The following is a 12059-nucleotide window of genomic DNA, read 5'->3' on the forward strand; positions in this document are numbered from 1 at the left end:
GACAGCCAATTCCTGCGAGTGCCCACACAGATTGCTTGATTTGATTGTTAAAGAGCGTGACAGCCTTGGCTGTCGTGGGATGCGTAGTCTACGCAACCCGCGTTGTCAGTCAAGCATTTTTTGCTTTGCTTTCAACGCTGCCGGACATCTCGTCCGTCGATGAGGGCGCATTATAGGGAGTCAGCTCCGCCTGACAAGAGCTTTTTGCAAAAACCACACTGTTCGCGCAAATATCCGCCACAACGCGGTGAATATAAACAAAACTACTCAGCAACTGCTGTTGGAACGCTGAGAAAGCGCTTGGCAAAACCATCGACGCGTTGCCAATCAGTGAATTCTATGTCCTGAGTTTTGTCTGTACTGCCGCCGGTGAGTAGCATGATGAACTGGATGATCAGGCTCTGCCACCAGCGATAGCGGGAATAGCGTAAAGCCCCGGCAAAAACTGCACAGTGTTCTGGTTGCCATGGCGAGCGAGCCAACCACTTACGGACATACAGATTACTATGCGGCTCACTCTTCTCCGGTTTACGTGCGGTGAGACAGACGCCGATGAATGCTGCATGGCATCTTGCCAACTCAGCAGCATGACGTTTCACCTGCTGATCCAGCGCCTTGGGAAAATGACCATAACGAATGGATGCACCCACCAGCACCTTGTCATACATCGACAAGGCCACGCTAGGCTCTGCGTCCAGACGGCACCATTCGACGTCATACCCTGGGTACGGGGAAACCATCCTCTCCAGTATCTTGCGCGTCTGCCCTTCGTGAGTCGCATACCACACTAATAACTTAGCCATTCGCCCCTCTGTATATAAATAGTAGTTTTCAGTACCACTGCATGATCACGCGGCCATGACTGCGGTTGGTTAGTGCGGCATCCATCTCTCGACAGTGAGCAAGCGGACAATTCCCGGAAATTTGGATTACGGTACCATATTCGCATTGCACATTTTCACAGGAGAATTGTGCTATGAGCCGTTGAATCAGCGCCAAGTCGTCATAACCACATTCTAGTGAAAAGACGGCACTAGACACCACGAGCCGGGTCGGAACCGCCTTCAATAGCCCAGTGGCGCCACTGCTGTACGCCCGCACCAAACCGCCAGTACCTAATTTGATACCACCATAGTAACGAACAACGATGACCCCCACCCCGCCCAAGCCGCTACCCAACAAAAGGTTGAGCAAGGGCTTTCCTGCAGTTCCCGACGGCTCACCGTCATCACTGAAGCCATACTGTTGCCCATCCCATGGCGCTCCAGCGACACAGGCCCAGCAGTGGTGCCGCGCTGAACTGTGTTGTTGACGAAGAGTAAGTAACCACTCACGCATTTGTTCCTTATTGGTCACCGGCGCGATATATGTCAAAAAGCGACTTTTTTTTATCTCTTCGCTGACATCCAGCGCCATAGTCGGCGTCCGATAATTACCCGTATCCATCGTGGCGTGTCTCAGCTAAGAGCAGGAGCCCTGTCCTGCAGGCAATAAATGTTAAACAAATGTTTAAAATGAGCGTTGAAAAAATCAGCAGCTGTTTCCATAGTTTCTATCACAGGGTAGGCCATTCGCTAGTCAGGATCTGGGAGACAGTCATGCTGTATGAAGCGAGTTCTCTGGCGGTAAAAAAAATTAGTAATGGTTTTGCTGAACTCAGCTTCCACTCTCCCGGTGCGGTCAACAAACTCGATCGAGTGACATTGCTCGCGTTGGAAGAGGCGGTCACCCAGCTCGAACAACAGCATGAGCTGCGTGGTTTACTCATCACCTCCGCCAAACCTCACTTCATCGTGGGTGCCGACATTACGGAGTTTTTAACCCTGTTTTCACTCCCTGAAGCGCAATTGACTGCGTGGTTGACCCAGATCAACCACCTATTTTGCCGTATCGAACGGCTGCCCTATCCTACTTTAGTGGCGTTACAGGGGCATACACTGGGTGGCGGTTGTGAACTAGCGCTAGCGGTTGACTACCGGATTGCCGACCAGACCTTACGCATCGGGTTACCGGAAACCAGGCTCGGCATCATGCCCGGTTGGGGTGGTACCGTACGCCTACCCCGGCTGATTGGCTGTGACCCTGCGGCGATGCTGATTGCCACCGGTAAAGAGCAAACCTGTGCTGAAGCGCTGCAGCTGGGGCTGATTGACGCAGCCACAAGCACCGAAAAAATACGCGACATTGGCTTGCACATGCTAGAAATGGCCACCAGCAAGCGACTGGATTGGCAAACCAGACGTCGGCAAAAGCAAGAACCCTTAGCGCTTGGCAGTATTGAAGCCCGCCTCGGCGAGCAAACAATTCTAGCCCGAGTTTTTCAGCAGGTCGGGCCTCACTATCCGGCACCGATCCAAGCGGCCCGCACCCTATTTTCATCCCGCCAGATGTCACAAGACGCCGCCTTGGCACAAGAGCGGCAGGATTTCATTTGTCTAACCCGAACTCCAGAGGCTCACGCCCTGGTCGGTAACTTCCTGAATGAACAGTTCATCAAGAATAAAGCCAAGTCTCTGGCTGGCCAGCATAAAACCAGTGCCATGGCGGTGCTCGGCGCGGGCATCATGGGTGCAGGCATCGCCTATCAATCCGCCAGTCGGGGGATTCCGGTGTGGCTTAAGGATATTCGTCGTAGTGCGCTGCAACTCGGGATGGCTGAAGTCACCGCGATACTGACCAAGGCACTGGATCGAGGAACAATCACCGTTCAAGAGCTGGCCCAGACTTTACAAACCATCACCCCGACACTGAGCGATGACCATGTTGCACAACTTGATCTGGTCGTAGAAGCCGTCGTGGAAAATGCGGCCATCAAGCAGCAACTGCTGGCGGAAACAGAATATCGACTGCCTGCCCACGGGATCCTGACCAGTAATACCTCCACTATACCGATTACTGAACTTGCGTCGGTGCTGCGACGCCCAGAGTCATTCTGCGGCCTGCATTTCTTTAATCCAGTCCCCAAGATGTCACTGGTCGAGGTTATTCGCGGCGCACAGACCAGCAGCGACACCATCGGACGGGTTGTTGCCTATGCCCTCGCGCTGGGAAAATTGCCGATTGTCGTCAACGATGGTCCTGGATTTTTCGTCAATCGCGTACTGTTTGCCTATTTCAATGGTTTTCGCCTGCTGTTGGCCGAGGGACAGGATCCCTATCGCATCGATCAGATTATGGAACAGCGTTTTGGCTGGCCGATGGGGCCGGCCCGACTGCTCGACATCATCGGATTGGACACCGCCCATCACGCCGCGCACATCATGGCGCAGGGTTTCCCCGAGCGTATGGCCCTTCAGGTCGTAGACCCTGTCGCCCTGCTCTATGCAGCTGGGCATCTGGGGCAGAAAAGCCAACAAGGTTTCTACCGCTATCATCTCGACTCTCACGGCAACCCAAGGCAAGAGCCAGACTCACAGCTGGCACACCTGTGGTATCCGCCCACACAGCCGGTACCATGTTGCAGCGATGATGCCATAGAGGCGCGGATGATGATCCCCTTGTTGACCGAGGTGATTCGCTGCCTGGAGGAAGAGATTATTGCCACCCCAGCCGAAGCGGATATGGCGCTGCTCGCGGGTCTGGGGTTTCCTGCCTTCCGCGGCGGCCCCTGCCGCTATCTGGATCAATTTGGACTCGCCCGCTTTATCGATCTGCTCGACAGCCATACCGCGTTAGGCCCCTTGTATTCAGCCCCCCCCAGGCTCAGCGCCATGGCGAACCAGGGAGAGCATTTTTATTCCGGAGGTTCCCATGCATGAGGTGGTGATCATCGACGCCGTCCGTACGGCCATGGGTAAATCCAAGGCTGGCGGTTTTCGCCATGTCCGCGCGGAAACCCTCTCGGCTGAATTGATGAAGGCTCTGTTACGCCGCAATCCGGCACTCGCCGCCACCGATATTGACGATGTCTATTGGGGCTGTGTCCAGCAAACGCTGGAACAAGGCTTCAATATCGCGCGCAATGCCCTGCTATTGGCCGGATTACCCGTCACTACGGCTGGCGTTACCGTCAACCGCCTGTGTGGCTCCTCCATGCAAGCGCTGCACGATGCCGCCCGTGCGATCATGGTTGGCGATGCCGCCGTCTGTCTGGTTGGGGGTGTCGAGCATATGGGACATATCCCCATGACTCAGGGTGTTGATTTCCACCCGGGCCTCAGCCACCAAATAGCCCAAGCGTCGACCATGATGGGGCTGACCGGCGAGTTACTCGGCAGACGATACGCCATTAGTCGTGAGCAGCAGGATGCGTTTGCTCTGCGCTCCCATCAGCGAGCCGCCGCTGCAGTGCAACGCGGTGCTTTCGCCCAACAGTTGGTGCCCGTACTGGGGCACGACGCGGATGGGGCTCTGCAACCGATCGACCAAGATGAAGTCATCCGCGCCGATGCCACCCTGGCAGGGCTGTCCCTGCTCAAGCCGGTATTTGATCCTGTGCATGGCACCCTCACGGCGGGCAACTCTTCCGCCCTGTCCGATGGAGCTGCCGCCCTGCTCATCATGTCGGCTGAACATGCGCACCATTTGGGATTGCAACCCATGGCGCGGATCCGCGCCATGGCGGTAGCGGGCTGCGAAGCCGCGCTCATGGGCTACGGGCCGGTGCCAGCTAGTCGCAAAGCCTTGCAGCGAGCCGGATTGCAGATCACGGATATTGACCTGGTTGAGCTCAACGAGGCGTTTGCCGCCCAAAGCCTGCCCTGCCTACGCGACTTGCAACTGGAAGATGTTATCGAGCAGAAAGTAAATCTGAATGGTGGCGCCATAGCGCTAGGGCATCCGCTGGGGTGTTCAGGTGCCCGAATCCTGACCAGCTTGGTCTATTTGATGGCAGAACGTCAAGCCAACCTCGGCCTGGCGACTATGTGCATCGGGCTGGGGCAAGGCATCACCACTATTTTGGAGAAATACTGAGAAAGGACTCGTTCTGGCTTGCCAGGAATAGCGACTCCAGAGCGCTTACCTCCACGGCAATGGCTTTTTGATGGTTTAGTGGCGGAATATGGAGCTCGTACGGCCTATCCCTGTCCCTGTAGGCTCACATCTTGTCGGCCATTTTCTTGCATTTTCATCAACAAATGTGTTCAATCTGCGCACTTGTTGCGGGAGCTCGGGAAAGATGGCGAAAGGTAAGCAAATCCTCATCGTGGATGACGACCAGGAGATCCGTGAGCTGCTCAAGGAGTACCTCACTCGCTCGGGCTTCGATGTGCTGGCCGCTGCAGAGGGCGGCGAGATGTATCAGCACCTGAGCAATAACACACCCGACCTGATTATTCTCGACATCATGATGCCGGGAGATGATGGTTTCAGCCTGTGTCAGCAAATTCGCCGCACATCCCAAGTACCCATCATCATGCTGACTGCCGCCTCTGACGAAGCGGATCGTGTCATTGGTCTCGAGCTGGGGGCCGATGACTATATCGCCAAGCCCTTCAGTCCACGGGAATTGATGGCCCGCATCAAAGCCCTGCTGCGTCGCGCCGAATTCCGGCAACCGGAAAAAGAGAGCGGTCGCCGTATTCGGTTTGCCGATTGGGTGCTTGACACCCTGAGCCAGCATCTGATCAACGACGATGGTAACGAAATGGATCTGACCGGTAGTGACTTCCTGCTGCTGTCGCTATTTTTGCAACATCCCGGCCAGGTTATGGATCGTGACAGCATCAGCGACGCCACCCGCGGACGGGAAACCCTGCCGATGGAGCGCGGGATCGATGTACAAATCAGCCGCCTGCGTCAAAAGCTGGGTGATAACGGCAAAAGCCCTCGCATCATCAAGACTATCCGCGGCAGTGGCTACATGCTGATTGCCGAAGTCAGCCATGAAGATTAGACGACTCTTTTTCAAACTGGTTCCGCGTTCCCTGCTCTCCCGCATGCTCTGGTTACTGCTGTTGGCTATCGTCCTGGCGCAGAGTCTGATCTCCGGCCTGTGGATGCAGCAACTACAAAAACATGAGTTGGACGGTATGATGAGTGCCACCCGCAATCTGGCCAACTCCGCCGCCTCGACCATTACCTTCTTTCAGTCTTTGCCACTGCAATATCGCCAGATTGCACTCGACCAGTTACGCAACATGGGCGGCAGTCGCTTTTTCGTATCGCTGAACAAGGCAGAGATCCAGCTCGATGCCCTGCCGGACTCCAATCGCAAGAATCTGGTCATCAACGAGGTACGAAATGTGCTGCACCACAAGCTGGGTTATGGTCTGACCCTGCATGTGGATTTTGCCTACCCAGGCGAGCTGCATGTCTTCGACAACCAGACCCTGCTGGCCGACATCCCTCCCTCTTGGGCCCGTCACTCCCTGCTGATGGAGCCGCTGAATCCGCCGATCCTGGTGACCCAAATCGAATTGGCCAAAGGGGAATGGCTCTATCTGGCCGCGCTGCTGCCCGCCCCCTACATGACGTTGGAAGAGGCCTCCTTGCCGCCCCACCAATTCCGCTTCATCGTGCTGCTCAGCGCCATTTTGTTCCTGTTCACCTTCCTGCTGGTCCGCTGGCAGACCCGGCCCCTACGCCGCCTGGCCTCCGCCGCCGTCACCCTGGGGAAGGACATCGACCAAGCCGCACTGCCCGAGGAAGGAGCTAGCGAAATCGTCGCCGTGACCCGCGCCATCAATGTGATGCAACATCGCATCCGCCGCTATATTGATGATCGGGAGCGGTTGTTCAGCTCCATCTCCCACGATTTGAAAACCCCGATCACCCGTTTGCGACTGCGAGTAGAACTTCTGGATGATGAAGAACAAATCATCAAGTTCAGCAAGGATCTCAACGACTTGGAGATGATGGTCAAGGGCGCGCTGCAAACGGTGAAAGATACCGACATTCACGAAAATGTTGAGCTCATCGATATCAATCTGCTGCTGGAGCACACGGCGGAAGACTACAACCTCGGCGGCAAGTCGCTGATGAAGATCGAAGGTCGCTGCAAGAAGCCCTATCGCGGCAAACCGCTGGCCCTGAAACGCTGCATCGGCAATCTGGCGGATAACGCCATCAAATATGGGCAACGGGTGCGGATCATCGTCATGGACGATATCGAGGAGCAAGACGAAGCCGAAGTGGTGATCCTCTACTTCATCGATGAAGGCCCAGGTCTGCCGCCGGATCAGTTGGAGAAAATCTTCGAGCCCTACTACCGACTCAGCCACGATACTCCGGGTACAGGCCTAGGACTGGGGATTGCGCGCAGCATAGCCCATGCTCATGGCGGCGATCTGGTGCTGGAAAACCGCCCCCAAGGCGGGCTCCAGGCCGTGCTGTCGTTACCGAGACACTAGCCATGCGCCTTGCCGTGGCTCTGCTCATCGCGCTGTTTGGTACACCGGCAACCGCCAGTGACATCGAGGTTCTGCACTGGTGGACCGCCGGTGGCGAAGCTCGTGCCGCCGATGTGTTACGTCAACGCTGGCAAGCGCTGGGCCACCACTGGGTGGATGCCGCCATTGTCGGTGGCGGAGGCAACTCGGCTATGCTGGTACTCCGCAGCCGCGCGCTGAATCACAACCCTCCCCAAGCCGCGCATCTGAAAGGGGTAGAGTTGCATGAGTGGGCCAAGCGTGGTTTTTTGCGCAACCTGGATGATGTGGCCCGCCGCGGACAATGGCAGCTGAGGCTCTATCCCTTTGTCAGTTCAACCCTGAATCATCAGGGCCACTTCGTGGCGGTGCCCGTCGGCCTGCATCGCGTCAACTGGTTGTGGATCAATCAAGCGCTATTCCAGCGCCTTGAATTGAATCCGCCCAGAAATTGGGAAGAGATGCTCCAGGTGGCCCGCCGCTTCAAACAGGCCGGAATAACTCCGCTGGCAATGGGGGATGATCCCTGGCAGTTGGCGATCCTGTTCGAGGCCATCGCCCTGGGTGAAGGAGGCAGTGACTTTTTCCGCCGGGCTTTCGTCAATCTGGAACCCGAGGTGTTAGCAGGAACCCAGATGCAACAGGTGCTGCGGCGCTTCCATAGCCTGCGCCCGTTTCTACCCGCGAATCACATCGGACTGAAGTGGAATCAGGCCAGTCAGATGCTGGTCAATGGACAGGCCGCCATGCAACTGATGGGCGACTGGGTCAAGGGCGAGCTCACAGAGCCGGGAAACCAAGCCATCCGATGTCTGCCAGCTCCGGGAACGGCGGGTAAGTTTAGCTATAACCTGGACTCTTTGGCGCTATTCCAGCAGCAGGATGCGGAGCACGACCAGGCGCAGCAACAGTTTGCTGAGCTGTTGATGAGCGCGGACTTCCAGCAACAGTTCAACCGGGTGAAGGGGTCGATTCCCCCCTTGGCCGATGCCGATTTAAGCCAATTTGACTCATGCGGTCAGGCATCAGCCAAAGCATTGCAACATGCCACCCAGCATGGCGATCTGGTGCCGAGCATGGCCGAAGGCATGGCCATTCCATCCAATGTACAACAAGCCATTTTTGACCTGTTAGCCAGCTATTTCAGTGATCCCCAAGGCGATGCCGTCGCCACCGCCCAGCAACTGGCGCGCGCGGTCCGCGCAGTCAGCGCCGAACAATAAACAGCGGTGACTACTCGGCGTCCGGGTAGTCACTCAACTCCCACCACAATGCTATGCCGCAGAGCACCATAGCCGTCAGCCAGATGCCACTGCTGCCAATCGGGCTCTCCAGCACCAAGAATGCGAATGCCAGGGCCGCCATGGCCGCATACACCTTGATTCGTCCCCAATACCCCAACATACGACCTCCCTGGCCTGTGTGATACCGCCCCGGCATCCTGTCGAGACGCTTATTTCTTTGTAACGCGAGCTACCTCCTCATTGCAATCTGATTCAGATTGCGGGTAAAACGACGTGGTAGACTCAGAGACTCGCTAATGAACAAATATGAGGGATGGCAATGACAGGACAAGGCTCTGCTGGCAACGTGATTGCCGCACTGTGCAGTTTTTTTATTCCCGGGTTGGGGCAACTGGTTCAGGGACGCCTGCTGATGGCAGCCGTGCACTTTGTGTTTGCGGCCGTGCTGTGGATCATCCTGCTCGGCTGGATCATTCATCTGTGGTCCATTATTGATGCCGCGCTGTGGAAGCCCAAAACGACTGGCTAACCAGAGATCAGCCCCTTGCTTCATGACCATCAGCGGGTATTATCCGCAGCTCGGCCGCGGAGGATTCCCCATGAATGAACTGTTTACCCAAGCACAACACCAGTTGGATGCGTTAGGCCTGCGCTGTCCGGAACCCGTGATGATGATCCGCAAGACGGTGCGCAGTATGAAGCAGGGCGAAACCTTGCTGATCCTGGCCGATGATCCGGCCACCACCCGCGACATCCCCAGCTTCTGCCTGCACATGGACCATACCCTGCTGGCCAGTGACACCGAGCAGAAGCCCTATCGCTATCTGATCCGCAAAGGACTCTGATCCACCAGGGTGCTTACAACCAACGGTGCAAGCGAAGCCAGATCGCCAATCCAGTAATCAAGCTCGCCAGGATCGACACAAACACAAGAAAACCAGTCGCCGAGTTCCCGCCCGGAATACCACCCAGATTGACACCAAACAAACCGGTCAGAAAGGTGGCGGGCAAGAACACCATGGCCATGATGGACATGATGTAGGTTCGGCGCGTCATCGCCTCGGTCAGACGAGCATTGATTTCGTCAGCCAGTAATGAAGTGCGCGCAATACTGGAGTCCAGATCTTCCAGCCAGCGTCCCAAGCGGTCGGCAATCTCCTGCAAGCGCCGCAGATCATCGGCCTCCAACCACCCTATTTTTTCATTCGCCAGACGGCTGAACAGATCCCGCTGGGGAGCCAGATAACGGCGGGAGACGATCAACTGGCGCCGGATATCCGCCAGATCCACCCGAGCTATGGTGCGTTCGTTGAGCAGATGCTCTTCCAGCAGGGCAATTTTCTCCTGTAACTCGTCGATGAAATCCCCAGCCTGCTCTGTGATGTGTTCGCACAGATCAACCAGCCAGTCTGCAGTGTTCAAGGGCCCCATACGCTTGGCCAAATCCTGCACGATCTCCTCTACCGCATGTACCCGGCGCCGCCGGGTCGAGACGATGATGCGATCATTGATGTAAAAGCGCACCGCAACCATATGGTCCGGCCGCTGCCCCTCGTTGGCATTGATGCAGCGCAGGGTCAGCAGCATGCCGCCATTGGCTTTGACCAGCTTGGGACGACTGCTGTCCCCTTGCAACGACTCCCGCACTCCATCCGGTAACAGGGTGGAAGTTTTTATCCATTCGTAGGCATGAGGTGAGGAGTAGTCCAGGTGCATCCAGACATCCTGCTCCGGTAATTCGGAACCCGGCAGCAGGGGATCCGCGCCACCCTCGCCATCGAGCCGTAGCGCCAGGACCGCAGCCAAAGGAACATGATGGCTCATGCGCGACCTCGCTCTCGGGCCAGGTGCACACATTCGGCATGACAAGGACAACCGATCTCATGGTCATTCACCATGCCGACCGCTTGCATGAAGGCATAACAGATGGTGGAGCCAACAAAGTTAAACCCGCGCTTCTTCAACGCCTTGGACATGGCATCCGATTCCGGAGTACTGGTAGGCGCATCGCGCATGCTTTGCCAATGATTGATCTGGCTCTTGCCGCCGACAAATGCCCACAGAAACTCGGCAAAATCGACGCCCTCAGCCTGCAGAGCCAGATAAGCACGGGCATTTTTGATGATCGACTGCACCTTGAGGCGATTACGGATGATGCCGGTATCTTGCAACAGGCGCTCGACATCGGCGTCGGTGAACGCTGCAATCCGCACCGGATCAAAGTCCGCAAACGCTCGCCGGTAACTGGCAGTACGCTTGAGAATAGTGATCCAGGATAGCCCGGCCTGCTGGCCATCGAGACACAATTTCTCAAACAACTCCAAGCTGTCATTGACCGGACGCCCCCACTGCTGATCATGGTAGGCGATATACTCGGCATCTTGTGTCACCCAGGGACAACGACCTTGCATCTTGCTCTCCTTTTGGATTACCACTGACCGGGAAACCACTAAACCCTACGAAAACTCACGCTTTTGCCTAGCGATATAGTCACAAAGCCAATTCAGCCTATATTCCCGACAGTGCAGACGGTATACTCTTGCGGTTTATTTCCGCTCAGTATGCACTGAACTAATCGCGCGAACAAAATCATGCAAAAATTCGATATCAAGACCTTTCAGGGACTGATCCTGACCCTCCAAGATTATTGGGCCAGGCAAGGTTGCGTTATCGTGCAGCCCCTCGATATGGAGGTGGGTGCCGGTACTTCTCATCCAATGACATTTTTACGCGCCATCGGCCCCGAGCCGATGAACTGCGCCTATGTTCAACCCTCTCGTCGTCCGACCGATGGTCGTTATGGCGAAAATCCGAATCGCCTGCAGCATTACTACCAGTTCCAGGTCATTCTCAAACCCTCACCGGCCAATATTCAGGAGCTGTATCTCGGCTCGCTGCGTGAGCTGGGCTTCGACACCCAAGTGCACGATATTCGCTTCGTCGAAGACAACTGGGAAAACCCGACCCTGGGCGCCTGGGGTCTGGGCTGGGAAGTCTGGTTGAATGGTATGGAAGTCACCCAGTTCACCTACTTCCAACAAGTGGGTGGTCTGGAGTGCTCACCGGTCACGGGTGAAATCACCTACGGGCTCGAGCGCCTGGCCATGTACATTCAGGGCGTCAATAGCCTGTATGATCTGGTCTGGGCCGATGGTCCACTGGGCAAGATCACCTATCGCGACGTGTTCCATCAGAACGAAGTGGAGCAATCCACTTACAACTTCGAACACGCCGACGTCCCGTTCCTGTTCCAGATGTTCGATCAGTGCGAGAAAGAGTGCCAGCACCTGCTGACACTGGAAACTCCGCTGCCATTACCGGCCTACGAACGCATCCTGAAAGCGGCCCACGCCTTCAATATGCTCGATGCCCGACACGCCATCTCCGTCACCGAACGTCAGCGCTACATTTTGCGTATTCGTACCCTCTCCAAGGCGGTGGCCGAAGCCTACTACGCAGCCCGCGAAGCGCTGGGCTTCCCGATGTGTAAGGAAAAGGTGTGAGC

The 12059-nt window shown here is 56.2% G+C and carries 13 protein-coding genes; 8 read left to right on the plus strand and 5 right to left on the minus strand.

The features are described 5' to 3' along the window. Nucleotides 1-263 precede the first annotated feature (263 nt). Both hemG and ACZYUB_RS11325 read right to left on the minus strand, forming a co-directional pair. Entirely contained in the window at nucleotides 264-803 is a 540-nt protein-coding gene (gene hemG, locus ACZYUB_RS11320; protein WP_463947967.1) for a menaquinone-dependent protoporphyrinogen IX dehydrogenase, read from the minus strand. Nucleotides 804-831: 28 nt separating this feature from the next. Beyond that, nucleotides 832-1446: a YigZ family protein gene (locus tag ACZYUB_RS11325; protein ID WP_463947969.1), complete on the minus strand. Its 615-nt coding sequence runs from the start codon at nucleotides 1444-1446 to the stop codon at nucleotides 832-834. 152 nt (nucleotides 1447-1598) lie between these two features. Between ACZYUB_RS11325 and fadB the strand changes: the two genes are divergently transcribed. The 5 genes from fadB to ACZYUB_RS11350 all read left to right on the plus strand — a co-directional run bounded on the left by fadB (nucleotide 1599) and on the right by ACZYUB_RS11350 (nucleotide 8533). Beyond that, nucleotides 1599-3758 (plus strand): fatty acid oxidation complex subunit alpha FadB, encoded by a 2160-nt coding sequence (gene fadB / locus ACZYUB_RS11330; RefSeq protein WP_463947970.1) that lies wholly within the window; start codon nucleotides 1599-1601, stop codon nucleotides 3756-3758. Further along, entirely contained in the window at nucleotides 3751-4914 is a 1164-nt protein-coding gene (fadA, locus tag ACZYUB_RS11335) for an acetyl-CoA C-acyltransferase FadA (protein WP_463947972.1), read from the plus strand. Before fadB ends, fadA begins: the two co-directional genes overlap by 8 nt. A gap of 205 nt (nucleotides 4915-5119) precedes the next feature. Further along, a complete protein-coding gene (locus ACZYUB_RS11340; RefSeq protein ID WP_460884441.1) occupies nucleotides 5120-5836 on the plus strand; it encodes a response regulator in 717 nt (238 codons plus the stop codon). After that, nucleotides 5826-7292, plus strand: a complete 1467-nt coding sequence (locus tag ACZYUB_RS11345) for an ATP-binding protein (RefSeq protein WP_463947974.1) — start codon at nucleotides 5826-5828, stop codon at nucleotides 7290-7292. Before ACZYUB_RS11340 ends, ACZYUB_RS11345 begins: the two co-directional genes overlap by 11 nt. 2 nt (nucleotides 7293-7294) lie before the next feature. Beyond that, a complete protein-coding gene (locus ACZYUB_RS11350; protein WP_463947975.1) occupies nucleotides 7295-8533 on the plus strand; it encodes an ABC transporter substrate-binding protein in 1239 nt (412 codons plus the stop codon). A 10-nt stretch (nucleotides 8534-8543) separates the two neighbouring features. Here the strand turns inward: ACZYUB_RS11350 and ACZYUB_RS11355 are convergent, their stop codons facing one another. Next, on the minus strand, nucleotides 8544-8714 hold the full coding sequence (locus ACZYUB_RS11355; protein WP_463947977.1) for a hypothetical protein: 171 nt from the start codon (nucleotides 8712-8714) through the stop codon (nucleotides 8544-8546). A gap of 159 nt (nucleotides 8715-8873) precedes the next feature. Here ACZYUB_RS11355 and ACZYUB_RS11360 point away from each other — a divergent pair, with 159 nt between their 5' ends. Then, nucleotides 8874-9083 (plus strand): hypothetical protein, encoded by a 210-nt coding sequence (locus ACZYUB_RS11360; protein ID WP_463947978.1) that lies wholly within the window; start codon nucleotides 8874-8876, stop codon nucleotides 9081-9083. 70 nt (nucleotides 9084-9153) lie between these two features. After that, entirely contained in the window at nucleotides 9154-9399 is a 246-nt protein-coding gene (tusA, locus tag ACZYUB_RS11365) for a sulfurtransferase TusA (protein ID WP_463947979.1), read from the plus strand. 13 nt (nucleotides 9400-9412) lie between these two features. On the opposite strand, the gene zntB is transcribed toward tusA, so the two are convergent. Together zntB and ACZYUB_RS11375 are read right to left on the minus strand one after the other, a co-directional pair. Beyond that, complete coding sequence (gene zntB, locus ACZYUB_RS11370) at nucleotides 9413-10378, minus strand: zinc transporter ZntB (RefSeq protein WP_463947981.1); 966 nt, start codon at nucleotides 10376-10378, stop codon at nucleotides 9413-9415. Beyond that, nucleotides 10375-10965, minus strand: a complete 591-nt coding sequence (locus ACZYUB_RS11375) for a DNA-3-methyladenine glycosylase I (protein ID WP_463947983.1) — start codon at nucleotides 10963-10965, stop codon at nucleotides 10375-10377. The genes zntB and ACZYUB_RS11375 overlap by 4 nt, the downstream gene beginning before the upstream one ends. A gap of 180 nt (nucleotides 10966-11145) precedes the next feature. Between ACZYUB_RS11375 and glyQ the strand changes: the two genes are divergently transcribed. Next, nucleotides 11146-12057, plus strand: a complete 912-nt coding sequence (glyQ, locus tag ACZYUB_RS11380) for a glycine--tRNA ligase subunit alpha (RefSeq protein ID WP_463947985.1) — start codon at nucleotides 11146-11148, stop codon at nucleotides 12055-12057. Nucleotides 12058-12059: the final 2 nt, after the last annotated feature.

It is taken from the genome of Pseudaeromonas sp. HNCC25DJ182, assembly GCF_055413365.1.

Excerpts from the sequence above, each read along its gene's own strand:
- hemG (WP_463947967.1), bottom strand. The coding sequence starts at position 803 with ATGGCTAAGTTATTAGTGTGGTATGCGACTCACGAAGGGCAGACGCGC.
- ACZYUB_RS11325 (WP_463947969.1), bottom strand. The coding sequence starts at position 1,446 with ATGGATACGGGTAATTATCGGACGCCGACTATGGCGCTGGATGTCAGC.
- fadB (WP_463947970.1), top strand. The coding sequence starts at position 1,599 with ATGCTGTATGAAGCGAGTTCTCTGGCGGTAAAAAAAATTAGTAATGGT.
- fadA (WP_463947972.1), top strand. The coding sequence starts at position 3,751 with ATGCATGAGGTGGTGATCATCGACGCCGTCCGTACGGCCATGGGTAAA.
- ACZYUB_RS11340 (WP_460884441.1), top strand. The coding sequence starts at position 5,120 with ATGGCGAAAGGTAAGCAAATCCTCATCGTGGATGACGACCAGGAGATC.
- ACZYUB_RS11345 (WP_463947974.1), top strand. The coding sequence starts at position 5,826 with ATGAAGATTAGACGACTCTTTTTCAAACTGGTTCCGCGTTCCCTGCTC.
- ACZYUB_RS11350 (WP_463947975.1), top strand. The coding sequence starts at position 7,295 with ATGCGCCTTGCCGTGGCTCTGCTCATCGCGCTGTTTGGTACACCGGCA.
- ACZYUB_RS11355 (WP_463947977.1), bottom strand. The coding sequence starts at position 8,714 with ATGTTGGGGTATTGGGGACGAATCAAGGTGTATGCGGCCATGGCGGCC.
- ACZYUB_RS11360 (WP_463947978.1), top strand. The coding sequence starts at position 8,874 with ATGACAGGACAAGGCTCTGCTGGCAACGTGATTGCCGCACTGTGCAGT.
- tusA (WP_463947979.1), top strand. The coding sequence starts at position 9,154 with ATGAATGAACTGTTTACCCAAGCACAACACCAGTTGGATGCGTTAGGC.
- zntB (WP_463947981.1), bottom strand. The coding sequence starts at position 10,378 with ATGAGCCATCATGTTCCTTTGGCTGCGGTCCTGGCGCTACGGCTCGAT.
- ACZYUB_RS11375 (WP_463947983.1), bottom strand. The coding sequence starts at position 10,965 with ATGCAAGGTCGTTGTCCCTGGGTGACACAAGATGCCGAGTATATCGCC.
- glyQ (WP_463947985.1), top strand. The coding sequence starts at position 11,146 with ATGCAAAAATTCGATATCAAGACCTTTCAGGGACTGATCCTGACCCTC.